This window comes from Pedobacter sp. MR2016-19 (assembly GCF_014947265.1).
Classification (GTDB): Bacteria; Bacteroidota; Bacteroidia; order Sphingobacteriales; family Sphingobacteriaceae; genus Pedobacter.
In genome coordinates, this window is record NZ_JADCNK010000017.1 from 35335 (window position 1) to 58923 (window position 23589).

19 protein-coding genes are annotated in these 23589 nt (G+C 39.4%); 14 read left to right on the forward strand and 5 right to left on the reverse strand.

Annotation, left to right across the window (positions count from 1 at the left end):
• The first annotated feature begins 71 nt into the window (after positions 1 to 71).
• From IM793_RS18660 to IM793_RS18705, 10 genes are all read left to right on the forward strand, one after another.
• The gene (locus IM793_RS18660) at positions 72 to 3686 is read left to right on the forward strand and encodes a SusC/RagA family TonB-linked outer membrane protein (protein WP_193423989.1); all 3615 of its coding nucleotides are present in this window, start codon (positions 72 to 74) and stop codon (positions 3684 to 3686) included.
• A gap of 5 nt (positions 3687 to 3691) precedes the next feature.
• On the forward strand, positions 3692 to 5137 hold the full coding sequence (locus tag IM793_RS18665; protein ID WP_193423991.1) for a RagB/SusD family nutrient uptake outer membrane protein: 1446 nt from the start codon (positions 3692 to 3694) through the stop codon (positions 5135 to 5137).
• Between the two features lie 37 nt (positions 5138 to 5174).
• Positions 5175 to 6320 carry a TlpA disulfide reductase family protein gene (locus IM793_RS18670; protein ID WP_193423994.1) on the forward strand — a complete coding sequence of 382 codons (1146 nt, stop codon included), beginning with the start codon at positions 5175 to 5177 and terminating at the stop codon, positions 6318 to 6320.
• A gap of 16 nt (positions 6321 to 6336) precedes the next feature.
• Positions 6337 to 9273: a pitrilysin family protein gene (locus tag IM793_RS18675; RefSeq protein WP_193423995.1), complete on the forward strand. Its 2937-nt coding sequence runs from the start codon at positions 6337 to 6339 to the stop codon at positions 9271 to 9273.
• Between the two features lie 288 nt (positions 9274 to 9561).
• Positions 9562 to 9777, forward strand: a complete 216-nt coding sequence (locus IM793_RS18680; RefSeq protein WP_193423997.1) for a hypothetical protein — start codon at positions 9562 to 9564, stop codon at positions 9775 to 9777.
• Positions 9778 to 9950: 173 nt separating this feature from the next.
• Positions 9951 to 12326, forward strand: a complete 2376-nt coding sequence (locus IM793_RS18685) for a TonB-dependent receptor (protein WP_193423999.1) — start codon at positions 9951 to 9953, stop codon at positions 12324 to 12326.
• A gap of 10 nt (positions 12327 to 12336) precedes the next feature.
• Positions 12337 to 13080, forward strand: a complete 744-nt coding sequence (locus tag IM793_RS18690) for a DJ-1/PfpI family protein (RefSeq protein ID WP_193424001.1) — start codon at positions 12337 to 12339, stop codon at positions 13078 to 13080.
• A gap of 25 nt (positions 13081 to 13105) precedes the next feature.
• The gene (locus IM793_RS18695) at positions 13106 to 14056 is read left to right on the forward strand and encodes a DJ-1/PfpI family protein (protein WP_193424003.1); all 951 of its coding nucleotides are present in this window, start codon (positions 13106 to 13108) and stop codon (positions 14054 to 14056) included.
• A gap of 189 nt (positions 14057 to 14245) precedes the next feature.
• Positions 14246 to 14917: a response regulator transcription factor gene (locus IM793_RS18700; protein ID WP_193424005.1), complete on the forward strand. Its 672-nt coding sequence runs from the start codon at positions 14246 to 14248 to the stop codon at positions 14915 to 14917.
• Positions 14918 to 15585: 668 nt separating this feature from the next.
• Positions 15586 to 16503, forward strand: a complete 918-nt coding sequence (locus IM793_RS18705; protein WP_227256317.1) for a GyrI-like domain-containing protein — start codon at positions 15586 to 15588, stop codon at positions 16501 to 16503.
• Between the two features lie 315 nt (positions 16504 to 16818).
• Here the strand turns inward: IM793_RS18705 and IM793_RS18710 are convergent, their stop codons facing one another.
• From IM793_RS18710 to IM793_RS18720, 3 genes are read right to left on the reverse strand one after another with little or no spacing between them, the layout of a single operon-like run.
• Positions 16819 to 17418, reverse strand: a complete 600-nt coding sequence (locus tag IM793_RS18710) for a hypothetical protein (RefSeq protein WP_193424007.1) — start codon at positions 17416 to 17418, stop codon at positions 16819 to 16821.
• Positions 17415 to 17927 carry an RNA polymerase sigma factor gene (locus IM793_RS18715; protein ID WP_165902714.1) on the reverse strand — a complete coding sequence of 171 codons (513 nt, stop codon included), beginning with the start codon at positions 17925 to 17927 and terminating at the stop codon, positions 17415 to 17417. The genes IM793_RS18710 and IM793_RS18715 overlap by 4 nt, the downstream gene beginning before the upstream one ends.
• Positions 17928 to 17935: 8 nt before the next feature.
• On the reverse strand, positions 17936 to 18811 hold the full coding sequence (locus tag IM793_RS18720) for an alpha/beta fold hydrolase (protein ID WP_193424009.1): 876 nt from the start codon (positions 18809 to 18811) through the stop codon (positions 17936 to 17938).
• Between the two features lie 920 nt (positions 18812 to 19731).
• Here IM793_RS18720 and IM793_RS18725 point away from each other — a divergent pair.
• From IM793_RS18725 to IM793_RS18740, 4 genes are read left to right on the forward strand one after another with little or no spacing between them, the layout of a single operon-like run.
• A complete protein-coding gene (locus IM793_RS18725; RefSeq protein WP_193424011.1) occupies positions 19732 to 20037 on the forward strand; it encodes a hypothetical protein in 306 nt (101 codons plus the stop codon).
• Between the two features lie 42 nt (positions 20038 to 20079).
• Positions 20080 to 20634: a DUF488 family protein gene (locus IM793_RS18730; RefSeq protein WP_193424013.1), complete on the forward strand. Its 555-nt coding sequence runs from the start codon at positions 20080 to 20082 to the stop codon at positions 20632 to 20634.
• Position 20635: 1 nt separating this feature from the next.
• A complete protein-coding gene (locus tag IM793_RS18735; RefSeq protein WP_193424015.1) occupies positions 20636 to 21115 on the forward strand; it encodes a DUF488 domain-containing protein in 480 nt (159 codons plus the stop codon).
• 21 nt (positions 21116 to 21136) lie between these two features.
• A complete protein-coding gene (locus IM793_RS18740) occupies positions 21137 to 21742 on the forward strand; it encodes a hypothetical protein (RefSeq protein ID WP_193424017.1) in 606 nt (201 codons plus the stop codon).
• Between the two features lie 333 nt (positions 21743 to 22075).
• Here the strand turns inward: IM793_RS18740 and IM793_RS18745 are convergent, their stop codons facing one another.
• Both IM793_RS18745 and IM793_RS18750 read right to left on the reverse strand, forming a co-directional pair.
• Entirely contained in the window at positions 22076 to 22690 is a 615-nt protein-coding gene (locus IM793_RS18745) for a cytochrome b/b6 domain-containing protein (protein WP_193424019.1), read from the reverse strand.
• Between the two features lie 6 nt (positions 22691 to 22696).
• Entirely contained in the window at positions 22697 to 23584 is an 888-nt protein-coding gene (locus tag IM793_RS18750) for a cation diffusion facilitator family transporter (RefSeq protein ID WP_132401733.1), read from the reverse strand.
• Positions 23585 to 23589: the final 5 nt, after the last annotated feature.

The window sequence follows — 23589 nt, forward strand, 5'->3', positions numbered from 1 at the left end:
TACCTAAAAGGCTATACCATAAAATTCTGTTAACTATGCGCTTAACCACCGTTATATTAATAGCAAGCCTAATGCAGGTCAGCGCTGCAACATTTGGCCAGCGCATTACTTTAAATAAAACCAATGCACCGCTTTCTGCTGTTCTTAAGGAAATCAGAAAACAAAGTGGATTTGACTTTTATTATGACTTTAATAAACTTTCCCAAAATCAAAAAGTCAATGTCAGTCTAACTAACGCAAGTTTGGACAATGCCCTTTCAGCAGTCCTTAAAGGATTAAATGTAGAATATTCCATTGAGGGGAAAATCATCACGCTAAAGGAAAAGAGAAGAACATCCACAATAGGTAGTCTAGCTGACTATTTTTCCAGTATCACGGTAAGTGGATCTGTTGTAGATGAAAAAGGAATTCCGGTTCCTGGTGTAACCATCTCTGCAGGCTTTCCAATTAAACAGGGCAATTTTCATGGTACTGATGACCCGATTAGTGATTTTAAAGATGTAACGGTTGCAGCTATAACTGATCCAGACGGAGAATTTTCAGTTAAACGCATAGATGAAGATGCTTACCTCATTTTTTCCTACGTAGGCTATAAGACTAAGGTTGTTAAGGCCGCAAAAGATTTGGGCGTAATACGGCTGGAACTCGACTCAAAAAACCTGACTGAGGTTAATGTCACCGTAAATACTGGTTACCAGACCATTTCAAAAGAGCGGAGTGCCGGGTCGTTTGCTAAACCCAATATGGCCACAGTAAGTGCCCGTACAGGTAGTATGAATATCCTGCAACGCCTGGATGGATTAGTGCCAGGTTTAACCGTAAACAATTCACCTGGTGCGCGCCAAAGTCCATTTTTAATTCGTGGTTTATCTACAATTGGTATTCCAGGCAATGCTAATCAGACCAATGATGCCTATGTTGGCACGAATAGAAACCCTTTGTTTGTAGTAGATGGTATTCCTTTGAATGACGTATCGACCATCAACCCACAGGATGTAGCCGATGTAACTGTATTAAAAGATGCAACTGCTGCTTCCATTTGGGGCGCAAGGGCATCCAACGGGGTTATTGTAATAACCACTAAAAAGGGCATTAAAGGTGATCGTATACGGATAACTTACGACGCATTTGTTAACTTTCAAGGCAAACCTGATCTGAATTATCTGCCTACATTAAATAGCAGGCAGTTCATCGACGCGGCTACTCAATATTTTGATCCCGTGTTAAATCCCTGGGAATCGGTAACCGCATATGCACCATTAGGTACGGGAATTGCACCACACGAAGTGATTTTATACAATAAATACCGTGGACTGATCTCTGCCAGCCAGGCTTCAGCAAGTCTGGATAGCCTTGCTAATATTGATAACCGCCAGCAAATTAAAGACCTATGGTACCGCAATGCCTCGCTGATGAACCATACGGTTACCTTATCCGGAGGCAGTACTAATTATGCTTTTTATGGCTCTGCAGCTTATACTAACACCACAAGCAACCGTCCGGGCGAAAAAGATAATACTTATAAAATAAATGTGCGCCAGGAATTTTCACTGGGTAAACGTGTTCAGCTCAGCTTAATTACCGACTTGAACAACAACATGACCAGCGCCATGCGGAATATCGACATCAACAACAAGTTTTATCCTTATCAATTGTTTCAGGATGGCGCAGGTAAAAATATTTCCATGCCCTATATGCAAGCCCTTAGTGAAGAGATGAGGACTGATTTTCAAAACAGGAGCCGGATCAACCTGGATTACAATCCACTTGATGAATTTAATTACGGTTCCACCAAAAACAATAGTTTTTTTAGCCGCAATATTTTGGGCCTGAATGTGGATCTGATCAAAGGTTTGAAATTTGAGGGTACATACAGCTATAATAAAGGCAGCAGCAAGTCCGAAATTTATGATGATGCGAGAAGTTATAAAGTCAGGAGCGAGCTTGTCCAGTTTACAGTTGCACCAACCACAGATGATACACCAATCTATTATTTGCCAAGTACAGGTGGTATTTATTCAGTAGGAAATACCAACCAGCAGGACTGGACCATCAGAAACCAGTTGAATTACAGCAATAGCTGGAACCAGGATATGCATCAATTAAATGTATTAGTTGGGCAGGAAGCACAAGAACAGTTGACGATGACAAACGGCAGCAAGGTGAGGGGTTATAATGATAAACTGCTGACTTCTGTTCCAATTGACTACGCGACCCTTTCCAGGAGCGGTGTTTCCGGAACGGTGATGCCAAACAATTATTTTGGTAGTATTTTGCCTAGTGACTATTTTACCCAGGGTGAATACCGAAGCAGGTTTTCTTCCTATTATTCAAACATTGCTTATACCTATGACCGGAAATATTCGATCAACGGAAGCTTACGTATGGATAAGAGTAACTTGTTTGGTCTGGATAAATCAGCACAGAATAAACCGGTTTGGAGTGTGGGCGGAAAATGGCTGCTGAGCGGTGAAAAATTTATGTCTCAAGCCACCTGGTTAAACTCTTTAGCAGTCAGGGCAACCTATGGATTAACAGGGAACGCACCTTCTCCGGGCACAGCTTCGTCTTTTGATATTCTGCAGGGCTATGAAAGCCCCTGGTTACCAGGTGGAACCGGATTGATCATTGCGACGGCATCCAATCCCAAACTGACCTGGGAAAGTACCAGGACCATTAACCTGGGTCTGGATTTTGCGCTTTTAAACAATCGTATCAGTGGTTCGATAGACGCTTACCAAAAGAAAACCACCAACTTACTGGGCAATCTGCCTACCAATACATTTACCGGTTATACGAATATTATTGGAAACCTTGGCGATTTACAAAATAAGGGGATAGAGCTAAGCATCAACAGCACGAATCTCAGGGGCCGTTTTAGTTGGTCTACTTCGTTCAATATTGCCTATAATAAAAATACCATTACCAGTTTAAACCAACAATACCCTACTACCTCTGCAGCAGATAGGGTAGGTCAGAATTATGTAGCAGGCTATCCCGCATTTGCAATTTTTGCCTATCAGTATGCTGGTTTAGATAACATGGGCGATCCTCAAATCAGGCTGGCTGATGGAACGGTGACTAAAGCACCTTACGTGGGAAAACCTGAGGATGTAAAATTTATGGGAACTTACCAACCAGTTTGGAACGGAGGTTTGTCTAACGTGTTTACTTATGGAGGCTTGAGTTTAAGTGCAAATATCGTATACAGTCTTGGGCATGTGATGCGGAAAGATGTATCCGAGTCCTTTTCCGGAAGAATTACTCATGTAAATGAAGACGGTACAGGATTTGGATTTAAAACCGGTAACCTGCTGGCTGACTTTGCCGACCGATGGAGAAATTCGGGAGATGAAAAGAATACCAACGTTCCCTCTTATGAGGTCAATTCATCTGATGCTCAAAGCCGCAGAGACATCACTTATTATAGCCGTGCAGACATTAATGTGGTTAGTGCATCTTTTATTAAAATGCGTGACATTACACTTTCTTACAGCCTGCCTTCTTTGTGGATTAAAAAGCTAAAAGCCGATCAGGTTACCTTACGTGCACAGGTTTCTAACCTAATGTTATGGAAAGCAAATAAAGACGGCATTGATCCGGAATTCCAGGAAGCCAGTTTAGCCTTCAGGAATATGCGGATTAATCAGGGCTCCGTATCATTTGGTTTAAACGTAAAATTCTAATAAACATGAAACAGATATCTAAAAATATAAAAACAGCGGTTGTGTTTACTTTGCTTTTGATCGTTTTTTTCTCCTGTAAAAAGTCATTTCTGGAAGTAACGCCCAAAGGCAAGCTGATTGCACAAACGGTATCAGATTATAATTTGCTGCTCAATAATGTGGATTTGGTCAACATAATCTCTGCAAATGCGCAGATATCCTTGGGGGATGAAATGGTGGCTATTGAACCTTACTTTAGCGGCAAGGATTTAAGAACACAGCGATTATTCCGTTGGGACGATGTAGTATACGAGCCTAATGAAGATGCCGGAGAACTTTCTGCCCCTTTAAAAAATATTTATACTTATAACAAAATCATCACCGAATTGCCCAATGCCACCGATGGTACCGAACAGCAAAAGTCGGCTATCAAAGCCGAAGCCATGGCGGGTAGGGCATGGACCTATTTTCTATTGATAAATTATTTTGGCAAACCATACAATGCGACCACTTCTGCCACCGACCCGGGTTTCCCGATTGTGACAGCACCTGATGTCACACAAACCAGGTTTACAAGGGCAACCGTAAAAGAAGTTTATGATTTTATTATAAACGACCTGGTTACCGCCATTCCAAACTTGCCTCAGAAAGTAAGCTCCCGCGTCCGCATGTCAAAACCTGCCGCAGAAGGAATTTTAGGAAAAGTCTATGTTTTTATGGGTAGATATAGTGATGCTTTACCCCATTTGAATGCATCGATACAAGGTTTGGCGACTTCAGCCATCCCGGTAGGGCTTTACGACTATAACCAAACCTTTGCACCGGGCGGACAATTTACACCGATTGATGATTTTGGGGTTCCGTACCCACTCCTGGATGGAAACCAGGAAAATGTATATGGAAAACAATGTTATAATGACGGCCCTTTTGGAAATGCACTTGTGCTCGATAAAAAAACCGTTGATCTATATAATTCTTCAGATTTAAGGCTTAATTTTTATTCAACAATGGCAGCCTTCGGTCCTGAATACCCTCAGGGCTTTCTGAGAAGGACCAGCCCCGGTACCATTCAATTTGGGGTAGTTGTTCCGGATCTGTATCTATTGCGTGCAGAATGTGAGGCACGTACCAACGATTTATCTGGCGCGAAAACGGATTTGGAAAACCTGCGTATCAAAAGATTGCCATCAGACAGTTATGAGGTACCTACTTCCGTTGCTGGTCAGCAGTTGTCGTTGTTGAAATATGTCCTTGATGAACGCATACGAGAATTTTCAGCTATGGGTTACCGATGGTTTGACATGAGAAGGCTTTCTGTCGATCCACTCTTTAGTTCAAATGCCTATACACATACCTTATATTCGGCAACAGGAGCAATCACAAAGACCTTTAACTTAAAGCCAAATCGTTTTGCATTGCGTTTTCCTCAAAAAGTAATCAATGAAAACCCGGGTATGGAAAACAACCCTTAAATGTAAAACCTATTTTTTCCTAAATAATTCAAAAAACATGTTAAAAATACTAGTTACTGCCGTAATTGGCCTGGTAGCCTTTTCTGTAAATGCGCAGACCGGCTTTTCCATTAAAGGAAAAATTCCAGCTAAGTATGATGGTCAGAAAGTAATGCTCGAATACCGCACCGCTAATAAAGAAGTGAGCGATTCTGCTATTGTCAAAAACGGTTCTTTCTTCTTTAAGGGCAAAGTGAATGCTGTTGTTAAGGCATACCTCAATTTAAAACCGACCGAAAAAACTAATGGAATGGAGAACGAGGATGACTTCTCTTCCAGAAATTATCAGACCTTCTTTTTAGAAAATACGAACATCAGCATTGTAGGTACGCAAATAGGTAACGCCACAATTAAAGGCGGACCTGCACAGTCTGATTACCTGATTTTAAAATCACGGTTAAAATCCCTGGAAGCAAAACAGATGGTATTGAATGAGCAAGTTATGCGTAGTTTCAGAAACAAAAAGGAGGATAGTACAAATAAAGATGCTCCAAATGAATTTGCGCCGCAACTACAGCTCTTGTATAGCGAAATTGGTAAGATACAAAATGCTTTTATTCAGCAGCATCCCGACTCTTATGTGAGCCTTGACTTGATTAATGAAAGAAATGATGGTGCGGTTGAACTGGAAAAACTGAAACGTGATTTGAAGCGCTTGAGCCCGAGGATGAAAAACACGGCCATGGGTAAGAATTTGCAGGTTAAATTGGCAATGGCCGAAAAAACTGGCATTGGTCAGCAAGCCCTGGATTTTACCCAGAATGATACCAATGGAAAGCCAGTATCATTATCATCTTTAAAGGGAAAATATGTTCTGGTCGATTTTTGGGCAAGCTGGTGCGCCCCTTGCCGGGAAGAAAATCCAACAGTATTAAAGGCCTACAATAAATTTAAAGACAGGAATTTTGAGATTATCTCCGTTTCCCTGGATGATAAAAAAGAACCCTGGTTAAAAGCGATTGAAACAGATGGCTTGCCCTGGATTCAGTTAAGTGATTTAAAAGGCTGGAAAAATGCAGTAGCAAGGTTATATGGAATCACATCTGTTCCTCAAAATCTTCTTTTAGACCCCGATGGAAAAATTGTGGCCAAGAACCTTAGGGGTGAAGAACTACAAATGGAACTGAATAAAATTTTTAAATAATAGAATATTGATGCTGATGAAATATCGATTAGTGATGTTCGTAACGCTGTTTCTTGCGCAGGCGAACTTAATGGCGCAGTCCGGTCATCAATGGAAAACTGCGGTTTCAGATGGTTATACGTACAAATATGTAAGCAATGATCCCACGAAATCCCGCTTTTACATCCTGAAAAACGGGCTCACCGTAGTTTTGTCGCAAAATACAGAGCATCCGGTTATCGAATTCCGGTTGGCGGTGCGAGCCGGTAGCAATACCGACCCGAAAACGGCTACCGGGTTAGCACATTATCTTGAGCATTTACTTTTTAAGGGTACCGATAAATTCGGTACCCTTAATTATGCCAAAGAAAAACCGCTCCTGGATAAAATTGAGGCCTTATACGGACAATACGGGAGAACGGTAGATCCGGTAAAACGGAAGGAAATTTACGCAGAAATTGATAAAGTCTCCGGCGAAGCTTCGAATTTTGCAATTGCCAATGAATACGATCGTATGATGAAATCAATCGGAGGCAAAACCACCAATGCCCATACGCTCTATGAAGGAACAGATTATAATGAAGACTTTCCCTCCAATGCGGTAGACCAGTTCCTGGCATTACAGGCCGAGCGTTTCAGACACCCGGTATTTCGTCTTTTTCACACAGAGCTTGAAGCCGTTTATGAAGAAAAAAACAGTCTTTTGGACAATGATAATGAAAAGACGGATGAAAAAGTTTTAGCCGCGTTGTTTCCCACCCATAACTATGGACAGCAGACCGTAATCGGTACCATAGCGCATTTGAAAAATCCATCATTGGTTGCCATCAGGGAATATTATAACAAGTATTATGTGCCTAATAACATGGTGCTTGCTTTTGCCGGTGATTTTAATCCGGACGAAATGATCAGGAAAGTTGACCGCTCTTTCGCCTATATGAAGGCAAAGCCATTGCAGCTATACCATCCTGCGCCCGAAAAGCCATTGACTAAAGTTCAGCAGATTGATGTTTATGGTCCGAATAAGGAAAGTGTTAAGATTTCATATAGAGGCTATGCTCAAAATACCAGGGAAAGTATGCTTCTCAAACTCATTTCCAGTATTATGTCAAATGACAAAGCTGGTCTGATGGACGTAAATTTGAACCAGCAGCAAAAGGTGCAAAGCTCAGGTGCAAATTATTATCAGATGAAAGATTATGGCCTGTTCAGTTTGTATGCCATGCCTAAACAGGGACAGCGCCTGGAAGAAACTCAAAAGCTATTGCTGGAGCAAATAACCCTTTTAAAACAAGGCGATTTCGATGAAAGTCTGATCAAAGCAATTGTTGCCAATAACAAGCTGAATTCACTTTATGAATTTGGTGATAACGGGATGCGTGTAAATGCAATTGTGACAGAGTTCGTTCTAAACCGTGGTGTAAACTGGGACAAGACCTTAAATATGCCGGAGGCGATGGCCCGAATTACCAAAAAGGAAATCGTAGAATTTGCCAACAAATTCTTCAAAAACAATTATGTGGTCGCCTATAAACACCAGGGCGAAGATAAAGAAACGGTTAAAGTTGAAAAACCAATCATTACACCAATTAATACCAATCCCTCCGCAATATCGGCATTTGCGACGACGGTTTACGCAATGCCCCTGAAACCGATCGCCCCTAAGTTTTTAGATTATAAAAAGGATTTGAATTTGGATAAAGTAGGAATTGCCGATGTGGTGACCGTTCAAAATGTAGAGAATAGCCTGTTTAGCTTATCTTACAAATTTGATATTGGCAGCTGGAACTTAAAGTTATTGCCTTATGCTGCGCAATACCTGAATTTGTTAAGTACCGATAAATATACAGTAGAGGAGATTAAGTGGCAGTTTTATACGATAGCCTGCGATTATAACTTTTCTGTAGAAAACGAAAGTGCCACCATTTCCATCACGGGTTTACAGGAGAATTTTGATAAAGCCGTAAAACTTGTCGAATACATTTTTGCAAACTGTAAAGCCAATGAACAGGCTTTGGCCGAACTTAAAAACGGGATTATCAAAGAGCGGGAAAATAACAAATTAAGCAAGGAAGAAATTTTTAGGGGTATCAGCATTTATGCACAGTATGGCGCAAATAATCCTTTTAACGATAAGCTGAGCAATAAAGAGATTCAAAATATTTCATCAGCAGACCTGCTGTCAATTATCCATAACTTTAGTAAATACAAGCATACCATTACCTATTACGGACCAAAAACATTAGCCGGTTTTAAGGCTGATATTGGAAAGTTTCATCCCTTGCCCGATACATTTGCAGCAGATCCAGCAGTTAAAAAAATCAATTACACCACAATGAACGAGGCCCAGGTTTATTTTGTACCATACAATATGGTACAGGCCGACGTCTGCTGGGTACACAATAATGGCGGGCCTTTCGATCCCACTCAATCTGCAAAGATTAATTTGTTCAACAGTTATTTTGGTCAGGGTATGAGTTCGGTCGTTTTCCAAACCATCAGGGGTTCAAAAGCATTGGCTTATTCTACCGGTGCCTTATATTCATCGCCCAAGAAAAAAGCTAAAGCGTATACCATGTTTGCATACCTCACCTGTCAGGCCGATAAAATGGGTTATGCCATCAATAGCATGAACGAATTGTTGAACAATTTACCAAAAGAAGATCACACGTTTGAAGTTGCGAAAGCCAATGCAATAAATGAAATAGAGACTGAGCGGATTAATAAAGAGGAAATCATCAGGGCATACTTCAGGGATCAGCAATTGGATATCGACCACGATTCCAGGATCGACCAATATGCAGGGTTGAAAGCTTTAAGCTTTTCAGATGTTAAGCAATTCCATAAGCAAAACGTTGCAAACAAGCCTTATTATTATTGCATAGTGGCTTCTGAAAAAGATATAAAAACGGAGGATATGCAAAAATTTGGCAAGGTGACTAAATTGAGTCTGGAGCAGATTTTTGGGTATTAAACTTGTCACCGAAAGCCAGTTCAAATGATATGTATACTGAACGATGAAAACTGTTAAACACTTCATTTTCATTATATTTTCCTCCTATAGAAGCCATAATAATCCCATCTTTGCAGGCAAATGTTAAAAAGGCTAATCGCAATATGTTTATTAATTGCCCTTCTTGGCTCCGGCTTTTCACGTTTTTTTGTGTATGCAGGATTTGAAATTAATAGTAAATATATTGCTGAAAACCTTTGTGTAAACAAAAGCCACCCGTCGTTACATTGTAATGGTAAATGTTACCTGATGAAAAAACTAAAGCAGGCTGCCGAAAAAGAGAAAAAACAGGAACGCGAAGATATGAAAAGCAGGTACCAGCAAGGCTTGCCTGCGTCTGTTTTTTATTTAAAATTTCAACGACCGACCTTTGCAACTGTTTATCCTAAATTGCCGGTACCGCAAACCATCGGGCGTTCCATATCTATCTTTCAACCTCCGAAAATAGCGCTGCAACAAGTTTAATATTTTCTTATACCATAGCCTTACAGGTGCATGGGATAAGTATGTGCTGACTTGTCTTATCTTTTAAGCTTTTTGTAAGTTCCCGCTTTCAGTTTAATTACTGTTTCTTTTAAGCAACGCTGCTTTTTGGGCCACACCATGGCCTTGTTTCTGCAGTCGCTGATTTTATTATTATGAAGTATATTTTTCTTTTTATATTGTCATTTTTTTGTACCCGTATTACCGCCCAAACCATTAGGGGTAATATCAGTTCAAAAAATGCTGAACCGATGACTGGTATTACCATCAGGTTAGAGGATACAAACTATGCCACACAAACCATTGAAAATGGTGATTTTATTTTACGCAATGTTATACCCGGCAACTATACACTAGTGGCCTCAGGCGTGGGGTATAATGCTAAGAAGCAAAACATTGTTATCGTTGCCGGAAAAAATCTCTTCCTGAATCTTCAACTTGACCCTGCATCCGGGCAATTAAATGAAGTAGTTGTCGCTGTGCGTAAAAACCGTCATCGCGATCAGGCAAGTGCTTATGCGGCAAGAATGGATTTAAAAAATATAGAAAATCCACAGGTCATCAACACCGTTACCCATCAGCTGATTACTGAACAGGGAGCGACAGATTTAAACGGAATCATAAAAAATATCCCCGGAATTGCCAAAGGCTGGTCTTCGGTTTCTGCATATTATACCAGTAGGGGCTTTAATACACGTAACTACATTCGCAACGGCGTATCAGGTTATGTAACAGCTGATTTGGATATGGCCAACATTGAACAGCTCGAAGCCATCAAGGGCCCGTCAGGAACCCTGTTTGGCAGCTCATTGGTTTCCTTTGGAGGTGTTTTAAACCGCATTACAAAAAAGCCACTGGATACCGCTAAGATTGAAATTAGCTACCAGAGCGGAAGTTATGATCTGGATCGCTTTACAGCTGACATCAATACGCCACTGACTAAAGATAAAAAGGTGTTATTCCGAATCAATGCTGCAAGACATTACGAAGGCAGTTTCCAGGATGCAGGTTTTATCCGCAGTACTTTTATTGCACCCAGTTTATTTTATCAGGCGAGTGATAAATTAAGCTTCTCTTTAGATGTAGAAATCTATGAAAGAGAGGGTACTTCGCAGCCGCAGATCACTCCGGCCGGACCAGGTATTAACCGCTTAGGCGCAAACAATCCGTCGGCGCTGCCACTGGATTATAAAAGATCCTATTCCAATAATACGGTAACACTTAAAAATCCTGCCCAGAGCATCTACGGGCAAGTCAACTATAAATTGTCAGATCAATGGTCGTCTCAAACTAACCTGATTCATACGCGCGCAGAAAACACAGGTAATTATTTAACTTTTACTTTGTTAAAAGGGGATAGCGCGCTGGTAAGAAATGTATCGCAGTACCCAACAAGTCTCTCTACCATTACGCAGGTACAGCAAAACTTTAATGGAGACTTTAACATAGCGGGTCTTCGCAACCGTGTTGTGATTGGGGTTGAATTTTATCAGAACGCGTCTGATTTTTCTTCTAATGCACTCAATGGGAGAGGTGGCCGAAAATCATTTGATACCCTGAATGTTAAAGGTGCGATGCCAAATTATGGCTTGATTAGTCCGGAGTCTATCAATAATAAACTGGCTGGTTTAGCCCCAACCTATTCCCGGTCTCAATTGAATACATACGCTGCTTATGTTTCCGATGTGCTGAATCTTACCGGCAGGCTTTCCGCAATGCTAAGTTTACGGGTAGACCGTTTTATGAATGAAGGTACCACCAATGTAACCACTAATGTGACTAGCGGTAACTATAACCAGACTGCCTTTGCTCCGAAAATGGGTTTGGTTTATCAGCTGATTAAAGACCGCGTATCTGTTTTTGGCAATTATACCAATGGTTTTCAGAATGTTGCTCCTGTAACGCAACCAGACGGAACAGTATCAACCTTTAAACCCCAATTTGCTAACCAGCTGGAGGGCGGGATTAAAGCTGAACTGGCTGGCGATTTTTTGACCGCTACCCTAAGTTATTATGACATCAGCGTAAAAAATACCCTGAGAACCGAAGTAGACAGACCTACTTTTACCATACAGGAAGGTACTCAATATAGTAAAGGTGTGGAGGTCGACTTGTTCTCACGGCCAGTTAAAGGATTACTTTTAAATGCAGGGTTTGCCTATAATGATAGCCAGCTTACTTCTGCTGATGCAACAGTAACGGGTTTGCGTCCTGTTAACTCCGGCCCGTCCAGAACAGGAAACTTCTATGCCAGTTATACTTTACCTTATTCAGCCCTAAAAGGATTAGGACTAGGTTTTGGTGGAAATTTCTACAGCAGGAATTACATCATCAACAATACCACCGCTGGCCAGTTTTATCTGAACGGTTACACGCTGCTCAATGCGGCTGTATTCTACAGCAAGGCAAGATATCGTTTTGGTTTGAATGCAGAAAATATTATAAATACAAAATTTTATAATGGTGGTTTCGGAACCATTACCCCAGGTGGCTTACGCAGATTCGTAGCCAGCTTAACTGTTAAATTTTAATCTATCAATCATGAAAAAATTACTTTTATTACCTTTTCTTTTATGCTGTTTATTAGCCTTTGCCCAGCAGGAAACCAGCCCCGTTAAAAAATTAAATGTAGCCTTATACATCTATCCGGGTGTTGGCCTGGGCGATCTGAACGGTCCTGCTGATGTTTTTTTGAAGGCCGCCGGGCTAACTAAGGGGCAGTATAAGGTGTACACGTTTGCCTTGCAGCGAGAACAAATCAGCACGCAGGGAAATGGATTGAAACTCACTGCAGACTATCTGGAAAGTGAAATGCCTAAACCGGATATCCTGGTTATTCCCGGTGGCAGTTTCGGCCTGATGGATACGATGTGTCTTGATCCTAAAGTGATTGGCATGCTTAAAAAATATCAAAGTCGGGTGGAAGTGATGATGTCCGTTTGTACCGCATCTTACCTGCTCGGTAAAGCGGGTATATTAGATAATCATAAAGCAACCACCCATTATTTTATAGCAGATGATTTTCAGACCCAATATCCGGCTTTAACCCTGGTTAAAGATGTGAGGTATGTAGATGAAGGAAAAGTGATTACCTGTTCGGGCGTTACTTCTGGAATGGATGGTGCGCTTCATTTGATCAAAAAATACAGCGGCGATTCAATTGCTGCGATGTTGAGCCGTGCCATACAGTACACGCCCCACGAGCAGGAAAAGTGGCCTGTAGCGCCATATGGGATGAAGTTTGACCGCAACTGGAAAAAAAAACAGGGTTCAGTCAAACAGTAAATTGACCCCATGTAATACTATGAACATGAAAAATTTTAAAAATATAATAGCCACTGGTTTAGTGATATGCTCTGGTATACTCGGTTTTGGATGTAAACAGGCTGAAGAAAAAAAGGACCATAAAACGCCCATAGGGGATGAGCGCATAAAGGTAGGTATACTGGTGTATCCAGGCGTAGAGCTTTTGGATTTTTCCGGCCCTGCTGAAGTATTTAGCAACAGCAAGTACTTCCGGGTTTACACGATATCCGTCAATTCAGGTAAGATCAGCACCAAGAACAATACATTAAGCATGAATCCTGATTTTACAATTTCCAATGCTCCCCTGCCAGATATACTTGTTCTGCCTGGGGGACAACTGGGTGATATTAGGCTTGTAACCGGAAATAAAGAGGTAATGGATTGGATCACTAAAGTAAATGCACATACCAAACTAACGATGTCGGTTTGTACTGGTGCTGCAATCCTATCAAAAGCCGGGTTACTGGATGGTAAGACTGCAACCACCCATTCTGGCGCTATAGATACCCTGCAAAAAATAACGCCCAGGGCCAGATTTATCAGTGATGTAAGGTTTGTTGAGGATGGCAAAATCCTCACTACTGCGGGTGTATCGGCCGGTATTGACGGTGCTTTGCATGTAGTAGAAAAAATGAAAGGACTAAAGGAGGCTTTGTTTGTTACCTCAATTATGGAGTATGACAAATGGAAACCGGCAGATGGAAAAGTGATTGGTGTAAACCAGGGGATGGATATGAACAAGATGAAGCACGACCATATGGTTGATACTACTGCTCATGACGGTATTTCTAAAACCACCAATACCGATGAAAAAGATGTAGTTTGTGGGATGACGGTACCAAAGGGGCGTTCAAAATACTTCTCTGCCTATAAAGGAAAAGACTATCACTTTTGTTCTGCCAGCTGTAAAAACTTGTTTGATAAAAATTCGGCATTGTATGCTTCGAAAAATTAAGCAGGCATAATATAAGGATATTAACAAATCTGTTTGTTAGGTTAGGCCATCCTAAAGTGGAATTGACGCCGTTAGGATGGCACTAATAGCTAAAAAACTGGCATATATTACGGAAAACCGTAACGCTGGGGTTTGTGCGACGCTTATCTTTGAATAAGTTGTTCAAAGCAGACTAAAATTTTATAATCGATGTTTAAAAAAGTGCTCATAGCCGAAGATGAGGATTTTATGAATGATTCCTTGGGTGCGGCGCTTGAAGCGTTGGGTATTGTGCTGGAGAAACGTGACTACGTGTCTTATTGTGATGATGCGTTCAGCCGGGTTAAGAAAGCAGTTCGGGATGGAAATCCTTATGAATTATTGATTACTGATCTTTCTTTTAAAGAAGACTTCCGAAAGCAGGAGATTCCATCAGGATCTGAACTGATTAGGGCTGTGAAAGGTATACAACCGGATATAAAAGTCCTTGTGTTTTCAGTTAATGACCTTAAAACTACCGCGGACTCACTTTTCTCAGGTTTAGGCATCAACGGTTATGTAACTAAAGGCCGTGGCGCGAAAGTTCATTTCAGGTCTGCAATCAACGCTATTTATCAGGGCAAGCGGTTTTACCCCCAAAATCTGCAGCGGACAAAGGGTGATGGAATTATCTACGAGCTGACCTCGACCGAGATGATCATCATTAACTTGATTGCAGAAGGCCGGTCTCAGAAGTGGGTAGCGGATTATTTAAGGGAACATAATATCATGCCATATAGTTTAAGCAGCGTCGAAAAGTCGCTCAGCCGTCTAAAAACAGTCTTTGATGTTTCTACTCTAGCCCAATTAATCTGCCATTTTAAAGACCGGGGGATTATATAACAGGCGCAGTCATGTGATAAATGCTTTACTGTAAGCTAAATAATTTCTGAATTAATATGGGGAATTCAATGTGTCCACTACTCATCCATTAGCATTCTTTTACGGTCTATATTGCTCACAAGATTTCTTTTTAAAGTGGTCACAAAGCTTATTTTAAACGTTTTTAAGCTTCTGAAGGCACGGTATCTATTCAACGAAGATGGTTTTTTTACATCCGAATTGTTTAGATTGGAACTCGATGATGGTAATTCCAAATGAGTAGTCAAGCATTGATTCTTGATGGAAGCCAGATGTGCTGATAATGCTGAAATAGGCGGGTTTGACCTTCTGACAATGAATGTGCGCTGGGCTGGCCAACTGTTGATAGGAATGTATTAAATCATTTTATATTCATTTACAACTTGTTATAATGCAGTTATTTAGGTTCAATAACATTTTCTCTAAAAACGACCGTTTTTTTGATAGTTTTACTGGGTACAATAAATGCACACTTTATACAATTTTAAAGCCATTTGCATATGGTATAATTAAGCCACTATTTTAATGTTGTAGGATTTTTTTAGATTTGATATATAGAAAATCGCTAAGTTTAAATACGTGTCCTCTCCAATTTGAATTTAGATGTCTGATAGTTTTATACATAAGCCAGCTGAACAGCATTTAAAAAAATGACCATCACAAATAAAGAAATACAGGCCGATTATCAAAATCGAATTAACCGGGTATTTGAATTTATTGATGAAAACCTGGATGCTGATTTGTCATTAAATACAATTGCAGAGATTGCTTTTTTCTCACCTTTCCACTTTCATAGGATTTTCAAATTTATTACAGGTGAAACATTAAACGAATATGTAAATAGACAGAAAATTGAAAAATCATCTTTAGCCCTGTTGCATAAAAATATAACAACATCTGAAATAGCACATCGATACGGTTTCAGTGACAATTCTTCATATTCAAGAGCTTTTAAAAAGTATTTCGGAATAAGTCCAAAAGAATTTAAACTGCAAAATCCGAATAGACATAGCAAGATTTGTCAACTTGAAAGCAAGAACGGACAAGAGTACCCCGATTCTGAAAAATACATTTGCATCATTGATAACCTTAAAAAATGGATAAAAATGAATGCAAAAATTGAAATTAAAGAAATGCCCAAAATGGATTTGGCTTATGTATCAAGTATTGGCACACAAAACCTTGAATCTGCTTATCAAACATTAATGAAATGGGCTACACCTCAAGGTTTGATTAATGAGCAAACTAAAATGGTCACAATTTACCACGACAGTTTTAAAGTTACAGAAGCCAGCAAAGTAAGAAGGAGTGCTGCAATCTTACTAAATAAACCAGTTGAAGTAAATGGCGAAATTGGGCTAACTTCAATTCAAAAAGGAAAATTTATTGTAGGCAGTTTTGAAATTGGTCTGAATGAATTCGAAAAATCCTGGACGGGATTATTTTTATGGATGAACGAAAATGGATATAAAAAAGCTGATAAAAAGCCATTTGAGGTTTATCATAACAACTTTAATGAACATCCGGAAAGAAAGGCAATTGTTGATTTCTGCATTCCAATCGAATAGTAAACCTTGATATAACGCTGTGTATTGGTAGTGGTGGTTTTGTGCTAAAAATAAAATTTTAGTATTTAATAACCTCAGTGTTAAAACAAAATTTAGGTGCTTATAAATCCACTACTAACAATACACAGATCATTAAATCTGATAGTTAAAATTTATCAAATTTCCCTTTTAAATGATGCTATGTTTTAAGCAAAGCAACGTTCCTCATGTTAAGGCGAGTCCGTTCAAAGCGATTAATTTTCCAATACATTCAATATGCATTTCTGTAACAAGACTTCTATTATTCAATGAATAATATCGGATACGTATAGATTTTTATTCCATTCCGCTTCGCATCTGCTCAAAATCTTTAAGAAGGTCATCGATCATTTTTAGCTGTTTTTTTTGTTTATAAAATCTGTTCCATAAAGAGACTGCTGCAATATAAGCGGTAGTAATGGCCAGGGCTGTCAGGGTAAAAAGTAAACTTCCTCTTTTTGTGATTTCGACAATATATCCAACCAGCGCCAGATATAGCAAAACCGAATACACCCATACATATCTTGTCAGCATTTTCTTCTGCCATTTGAGTTTTCCAATCTGATTGTCCAGGTATTCAATACCCGAAATATCGCGCTGATCTTTTTTGAAGTCATAACTTTTCCAGCTTAAGACAGCAAAGACAACCATTAGGGTAAAGGCCGAAGCAATGCTCATATCAAAAGGCCAGTTGTATTCGTTGTGGTAAGTAAAATATACCCAGGTAATTACCGAACTTGCAATGATGAAGCCAATACTCATGCAGATATTAGATCTGCGCAGTTTGCGCTGATGTTTTTCCCATTTATCCTGTACAACATGAGCGGCATGGTCTATGGTATTGTTTTCAACCGGCTGCGAAAGCCAGCTGTTTTGAAGCTCCTGAAAATTTGTCATTTTTTATTCTCCATGAGGTTAAGTAAACGTTCTTTAATGCGGTTTATCCGTACGCCGGTATTGGTTAAACTTGCACCGGTAATCTCGGCGATTTCTTTATAGCTTTTCTGTTCGAGTACAAGTGAAATGATAATGCGGTCCTGAGCAGCAAGCTGACTTATACAGAACCTGAGTTTTTCCAGCTTTGCTTCCTGTTCCATCTTTTCGGGGATTTGTTCAATATCAGGAATTTGGAATGCATCAGGAATGGGCAGATAATCATGGCGCTTGTTTTTGGAATTGAAACCAATGGCAGTATTTACTGCAATCCGGTATATCCAGGTGCTCACTTTTGATTTCCCTTTGAAATTCTGAATGCTCTTCCAGATCTGAAAAAGGATTTCCTGATACAGATCGTCTGCATAAGAAATATCGTAAAGATAGGCTCTGCAAATCCGGTAAATGCTTGCATGATTGGCCTTAACCAGCTCATTAAAGTATCCCTGCTGATCGCGATTGTTCTCTGGCACAGTTTTATTTATAATTTGGTTATAAAAGTATCCATTTCGGCTAACATCCAGTTTGGCTCATCAAACATGATAAAATGCCTGGCATTGTTGCTTACCCTTATTGTACAGGTTTTGCATTTAGCATACTGCTTTTGAAAGGTTCTGCTAACATATTCACGCGTAAAGCCAATAAACTGAGGAGATTCTTTAAAAGCAGCAAGTACCAATACCGGCACATGTATCGATGCAATTTTGTCCTGAATGTCCTCGCTCATCATTTCGGTAAAAGTATAAGCCATTGTTTTACGGTCTGAGTTTGCGCCCCATGTCGCGATCGCATCCCATCTGGTTGAATCTGCACACAGGCTTTTTGCAACATTCAACTGGTAGGCTTTGAGCTGTGCATCGTTCATCTTATTGTATTGCGTCAGCAATGTTTTTGCCTGTGTCTCGTTAAAACCACTTTGGGCATTGGGGTTCATAGCAGCAGCATAAAAAGGCATCGCATCAATCACGATAACCATGCTTAATGCATCTTTCATTTCGGCTGCAATATTGAGTGCAAGAAAGCCACCAATGGAATGTCCAACGAGAATGACGTTTTTGAGTTTATGGGCTCTGATATAATTTATTAATGCCGATTTAAAAGTGCTTAGATATGGGCCACCACTTAACGGTGGAACACCTGCATATCCTGCGAGCGTGAAAACATGACACTCAAATTTTTTATTGTAATGCGCTACTGTACTTTCCCATTCCTCACCACTGCAGGTTGCACCAGGTATAAATATCATGGCTTGCCCTTTGCCACTTACCTGTATTGTAAATGGTTCGTTCAAGCGGTTCGCATGTGTAGAAATGGCCGAGACTAAAATAAAGGTAAAAATCAAAATTGCTTTTTTCATAACCGGGTCTTTTCTTCTTTAGTAGACCATAACTTTAATTTCTTACATTAAAATTCAAACTTTATGAAAATAGGCTCTATTTTATCCATTTGGATGATAAAAGAATAATCAGGAGTGCTAGATCAGAAATTGTGGAGGAGTATGAGGGGATTGGGGCGCCGGAGATGGGGATATAGATTTGTTGAATCCAAAAAACTCACACACGACATGCGTGCGCTAGCGATGGATTACGGTTTACCGTATTTTCGAATTATATTTTGTATTTACTTTTGAATAAATAAAGACTATCTCAATTTATTAAAAATTAAGGTTAATGTAAGAACTACACTTTAGCCTAACATTTTGGTATGATCAGAGAAATTTATTAAACAATATACTTATAACGCCTGATGAACAGATTAACACTCTCTTTCTTAGTAGCATTATGCATGCTGTCATGGAAAACACCAGCACGATATGGTTTAACTAACGGTTATAGTTCACGCATGGTGCCTGGAAACCACTTAAAAGTTAACTGAAAAGCAGCTGAATGACTTAGTATTTACAACGGATTTTGGTTACACTTATAATGGTGTACTAACATCACATTATAAGTACGGTAGGTTGTTAAATCCATACTCAAGTTATACGCCATCGGCAACAATAAGAACTACAACTGAATCAACTGGTTCATCAGGAGGTTCTGTGCATGTAAAAGGTTATACACGCAAAGATGGTACTTATGTTAGTCCACATACTAGATCAGCCCCAAGAAGGCATTAATGTAAACCTACATTCTTTTTAGCTTATTGTAATTGTGCGAAAATAAGTATACAAGATGAATAATAAAATAATTTTCTAATAGTTCAGTTTCAATAAATTAAATAGAGTTAGCGTACTTGCTAAAGCACGGCAAGCGTAGACATAATAAACAAATTAAAATGAATAAACATCTAAACTTTCTTCTTCTAGCTTCTGTTTTTCTATTTTTTTTTGGCTGTTCTCCTAATAAGACAGAGTATAAGATGCGTATTCTTTATATGTCTACAAATGAAGAGGGTATCCCACATGGATTTTCGAACGATGAAACAATTGTTGGAGAAAGTGACAGTATAGCTTATAAAAAGGCTGATAAATACTTCGATTTAATTAAAGATAACTTTGCTAATAACCCAACAAAAGCACCGCTTAGTTTTACACTTTATGATTATGAAGATAAAGTGGTGTCAGGTGAATTATCATTTTAAAGCATCTATATTGTTTATCTTCATAATTATTTATATTTGGGTATGAAAACAAAGTCACTATATACAATTGGACATGGAAGTAGAAAGACTGAAGATTTTCTCTCGACCTTGAAACAGTTCAGTATCGATTTTTTAATTGATGTAAGGTCTAAGCCTTATTCTAAGTTTAATCCACAGTACAATCAATTGGAGTTAAAAACTATACTTGAAAATAATGGAATTAGATACGTTTTTATGGGTGATTCAATTGGTGGGAGACCTAAGGATCCTACTTGCTATGATGAAGAAGGAAAAGTTAATTATGACAAAGTTAAAGAAAAAGAGTTTTTCCTTAAAGGCATCGATAGATTGAAATTAGCCTATGAAAAAGGCGTCAAGGCAATCATCATGTGTAGCGAAAGTAAACCTTGTGAATGTCACAGAAGTAAGCTCATTGGAAGGGTATTGGAAAGCCAACATATAAACCTTCAGCATATCGATGAGAAAGGCAAAGTAAAAGACCAAGCGATAGTAATTAGGGAACTTAACAAGGGCTTTTCGGATACTGACCTATTTGGGAGTTCAGCTAATACTAGATCAAGAAAAGCTTATTTGTAATATGAATTTTTTTACTATTGGAGTATATAACTCAGACGAAAAAGTATTTTTTAAAAAGCTATTAGATAATAAAATAGATACCTTTTGCGACATCAGACAACGCAGAGGTGTTCGAGGGAGCAAATATGCTTTCGTCAACAGTAATAGATTACAAGAAAAATTATTGTCCCTTAATATCAAATATGGCTATGTTCCCGAACTTGCACCTACGAGTGAAATAAGGGAATTGCAAAAAGCTGTTGACAGTCAGAAACGAGAACTAAAAAGAGATAGGCAAGAGCTAGGTAAAGTATTCGTTATTGAATATAAAAATAAGGTACTTAATCAGTTTAATTTCGATTATTTTTTTGAGGTATTGGACAATGCTGGGGCGAAAAATATAGTTCTTTTCTGTGTCGAAGAACATCCTGAAGCCTGCCATCGCTCCTTGGTAACCAATAAACTTTTCGCTACGTATAAATACAATATAATCCATCTCTAGATAACCTAAAAACCTCTCAAAATGCAGGTATTAATTCTCTCAAAAACAAAATATGGTTCACATGTTTGTGTAGGCGCAATGGAGCTCGGCTCAAATAAATATTTAAGACTTTTAAATGCTAATGGCTACTATCAAGATGCCGATACTCCACTAAACGTTGGAGATATTTGGGATATTACTTACATGGTTAGCAGATCAATTCGCAAACCACACAATGAAGATGTAATGGTTCAGACTCAGATTATTGTTCAGAAGATCAATAATCTCGCGGAATACATTAAAAATTTAAGTGTGCCTATATGGCGTGGTAGCATTGAGAATACCTTCTATGGAAAACTGGAGTGGACATCTTGGGGAAAAGGCTATATATCTAATGAAAATAGTGATATCGATCACAGCGTTGGTTTCTGGTTAAGCGATAAGCCGTTGACTTTACAGGGAGATTATTACTTGTATGAAACTAATGCTTTTGTTCATCGTCAAATTAAGTATAAAGGCATTCCAGAACCTAAATTAATAATACCTGCAAATACATTGGTTAGGCTAAGTCTTGCTAAATGGTGGAAGCAAGATGATGATACTGAAGAAAGATGTTATATGCAGCTTTCAGGATGGTACGAATCTTAGAGCTGATACAATCTAGTTAGATAATGAATTATTATTTCATTTATAGTTGAAAACTTTCCTAATTCAGTCTAAAAGTATAAGATAATAAATTACAACCAAGATTAATTCTTTAGATAAAGAATCCCCTAGCTAGCGCACGCGTGCGCAAAACTTCATCCTATCAACCAAAAAAAAGCCCATCTTTCGATGAGTTTTTTACTTTGCGCCATAGAAATATATGGAAAAACCATTCAAAACAAAATAAAAATCGGTTCATAGCTAACGATGTTTTTTAAACAAAAGGTTGCATAGCAAAAGATCCAGGCAACAGCAATTGCCTGGACTGCGGTTTACTTAATCATTATGATCAGGCCCCTGAGCAACGTCCTCATTCTTAATATTAAAATCCCCTCTTATCATTTTTGACACTATGCCCGGCTCACTGCCGATATCAGCAAGAAGAACACCACCGATATGCAGACCGATGAAGGAAAGCATATAATAAAGTGATTTTACGTGGATGGCCTCCATAATTTCCTTTGTTTCCTTCGGGCCGTTTACCATCATAAAACCGGTGAAGAGCGAGGTAGCAAAAAGAACATAAAAAATGATGTAGAGCCATGACTTGAACTTATCTTTAGGAGAGGTCTGTTTTGAAAAAGGGTTTTTGAAAGCAATTCCCTGAATAAAAGTAATGCCCATCCGAATCAAATATAAACCTATAAGAACGTACCCGGTAATGACATGATAGCTCCACATCGGCCTGCGGATTTCTTTCCCGATTGCAGCGGCATCAGCTTGTGAAAGCTGAATTCCTTTTTTCTGAAGCGCTTCCCTCAAAATCTCTCCCATAGCATCCTTATTCATCCACCCAAGCCTTAAAAAAACAGTTAAAAGCAGGAATATGATGGCAAAGGCAATGGCCCAGTGTATCACACGGCTGGCCAGATTAAATCTTTTTTCTATCATAACAATTTATAAATCATAAGGTTCAACATGAATGAGCGCATCTTTGATGTGCAGATCTGATGCCAGAAGCTCATCTTTAACCTGATGGGCGACCGAATGGGCGTGGAACACATTGATATTGCCATCCACCTCGATATGCATATCTACATAATAGTCAAGGCCCATTTTTCTTACAAAACACTTCTCCACTCTTTTCACTTCTACATGCAGAGAGGCAATATGACTAATTGCCGAAACGAGTTCATCAGCAGGCGCCTTATCCATAATCTCCTCGAAGGCAGGCCGGATGATCTTAAAAGCGTTATAGATGATAAAAAGGCAGGCGATCAGTGCTGCCCAGTCATCAAGACCTTCATAACCTTTTCCTAAGAAAATGGCTAAAGAAATACCGATGAATGCAGCAATTGAAGTAATCGCATCACTCCTATGGTGGTAGGCATCGGCAATTACCGCCTGGCTGCCTAATCTCTTGCCAATTGAATAGACATGGCGAAAGAGGAACTCTTTTGTTAAAACAACAATTCCAAGTACAATAAGGGTATATTTTTTGGGAATATCATGCGGCGTGCGAATGAATTCAACCGAATGGTAAGCGATCCAGCCTGCAGCTGCAAGCAGAAAAAATCCGATAAGGATGGCTGCCACCGGTTCAGCCTTACCATGTCCGTACGGATGTCCCTTATCAGGTGGCCGCTGTGCATATTTAAGTGCAATCCAGAGCAGCCCTGAACTGATTACATCTGCACCAGACTCGGTGGCATCGGCAATAAGTGCATAAGAGTGGCCCAGGTGGCCAGAGATCCCTTTGACAAAAATCAGCACAATACTGATGATAATGCCCAACTGGGTGGTGCGGATAGCTTCCGCAGATGAGCTTCTTTTTAAAGGCTCCATAGAAA

What these genes read in the sequence shown, in the direction of transcription:
- IM793_RS18660 (WP_193423989.1), top strand. Translation starts at nt 72, where the DNA reads ATGCAGGTCAGCGCTGCAACATTTGGCCAGCGCATTACTTTAAATAAA.
- IM793_RS18665 (WP_193423991.1), top strand. Translation starts at nt 3,692, where the DNA reads ATGAAACAGATATCTAAAAATATAAAAACAGCGGTTGTGTTTACTTTG.
- IM793_RS18670 (WP_193423994.1), top strand. Translation starts at nt 5,175, where the DNA reads ATGTTAAAAATACTAGTTACTGCCGTAATTGGCCTGGTAGCCTTTTCT.
- IM793_RS18675 (WP_193423995.1), top strand. Translation starts at nt 6,337, where the DNA reads ATGAAATATCGATTAGTGATGTTCGTAACGCTGTTTCTTGCGCAGGCG.
- IM793_RS18680 (WP_193423997.1), top strand. Translation starts at nt 9,562, where the DNA reads ATGAAAAAACTAAAGCAGGCTGCCGAAAAAGAGAAAAAACAGGAACGC.
- IM793_RS18685 (WP_193423999.1), top strand. Translation starts at nt 9,951, where the DNA reads ATGAAGTATATTTTTCTTTTTATATTGTCATTTTTTTGTACCCGTATT.
- IM793_RS18690 (WP_193424001.1), top strand. Translation starts at nt 12,337, where the DNA reads ATGAAAAAATTACTTTTATTACCTTTTCTTTTATGCTGTTTATTAGCC.
- IM793_RS18695 (WP_193424003.1), top strand. Translation starts at nt 13,106, where the DNA reads ATGAAAAATTTTAAAAATATAATAGCCACTGGTTTAGTGATATGCTCT.
- IM793_RS18700 (WP_193424005.1), top strand. Translation starts at nt 14,246, where the DNA reads ATGTTTAAAAAAGTGCTCATAGCCGAAGATGAGGATTTTATGAATGAT.
- IM793_RS18705 (WP_227256317.1), top strand. Translation starts at nt 15,586, where the DNA reads ATGACCATCACAAATAAAGAAATACAGGCCGATTATCAAAATCGAATT.
- IM793_RS18710 (WP_193424007.1), bottom strand. Translation starts at nt 17,418, where the DNA reads ATGACAAATTTTCAGGAGCTTCAAAACAGCTGGCTTTCGCAGCCGGTT.
- IM793_RS18720 (WP_193424009.1), bottom strand. Translation starts at nt 18,811, where the DNA reads ATGAAAAAAGCAATTTTGATTTTTACCTTTATTTTAGTCTCGGCCATT.
- IM793_RS18725 (WP_193424011.1), top strand. Translation starts at nt 19,732, where the DNA reads ATGAATAAACATCTAAACTTTCTTCTTCTAGCTTCTGTTTTTCTATTT.
- IM793_RS18730 (WP_193424013.1), top strand. Translation starts at nt 20,080, where the DNA reads ATGAAAACAAAGTCACTATATACAATTGGACATGGAAGTAGAAAGACT.
- IM793_RS18735 (WP_193424015.1), top strand. Translation starts at nt 20,636, where the DNA reads ATGAATTTTTTTACTATTGGAGTATATAACTCAGACGAAAAAGTATTT.
- IM793_RS18740 (WP_193424017.1), top strand. Translation starts at nt 21,137, where the DNA reads ATGCAGGTATTAATTCTCTCAAAAACAAAATATGGTTCACATGTTTGT.
- IM793_RS18745 (WP_193424019.1), bottom strand. Translation starts at nt 22,690, where the DNA reads ATGATAGAAAAAAGATTTAATCTGGCCAGCCGTGTGATACACTGGGCC.
- IM793_RS18750 (WP_132401733.1), bottom strand. Translation starts at nt 23,584, where the DNA reads ATGGAGCCTTTAAAAAGAAGCTCATCTGCGGAAGCTATCCGCACCACC.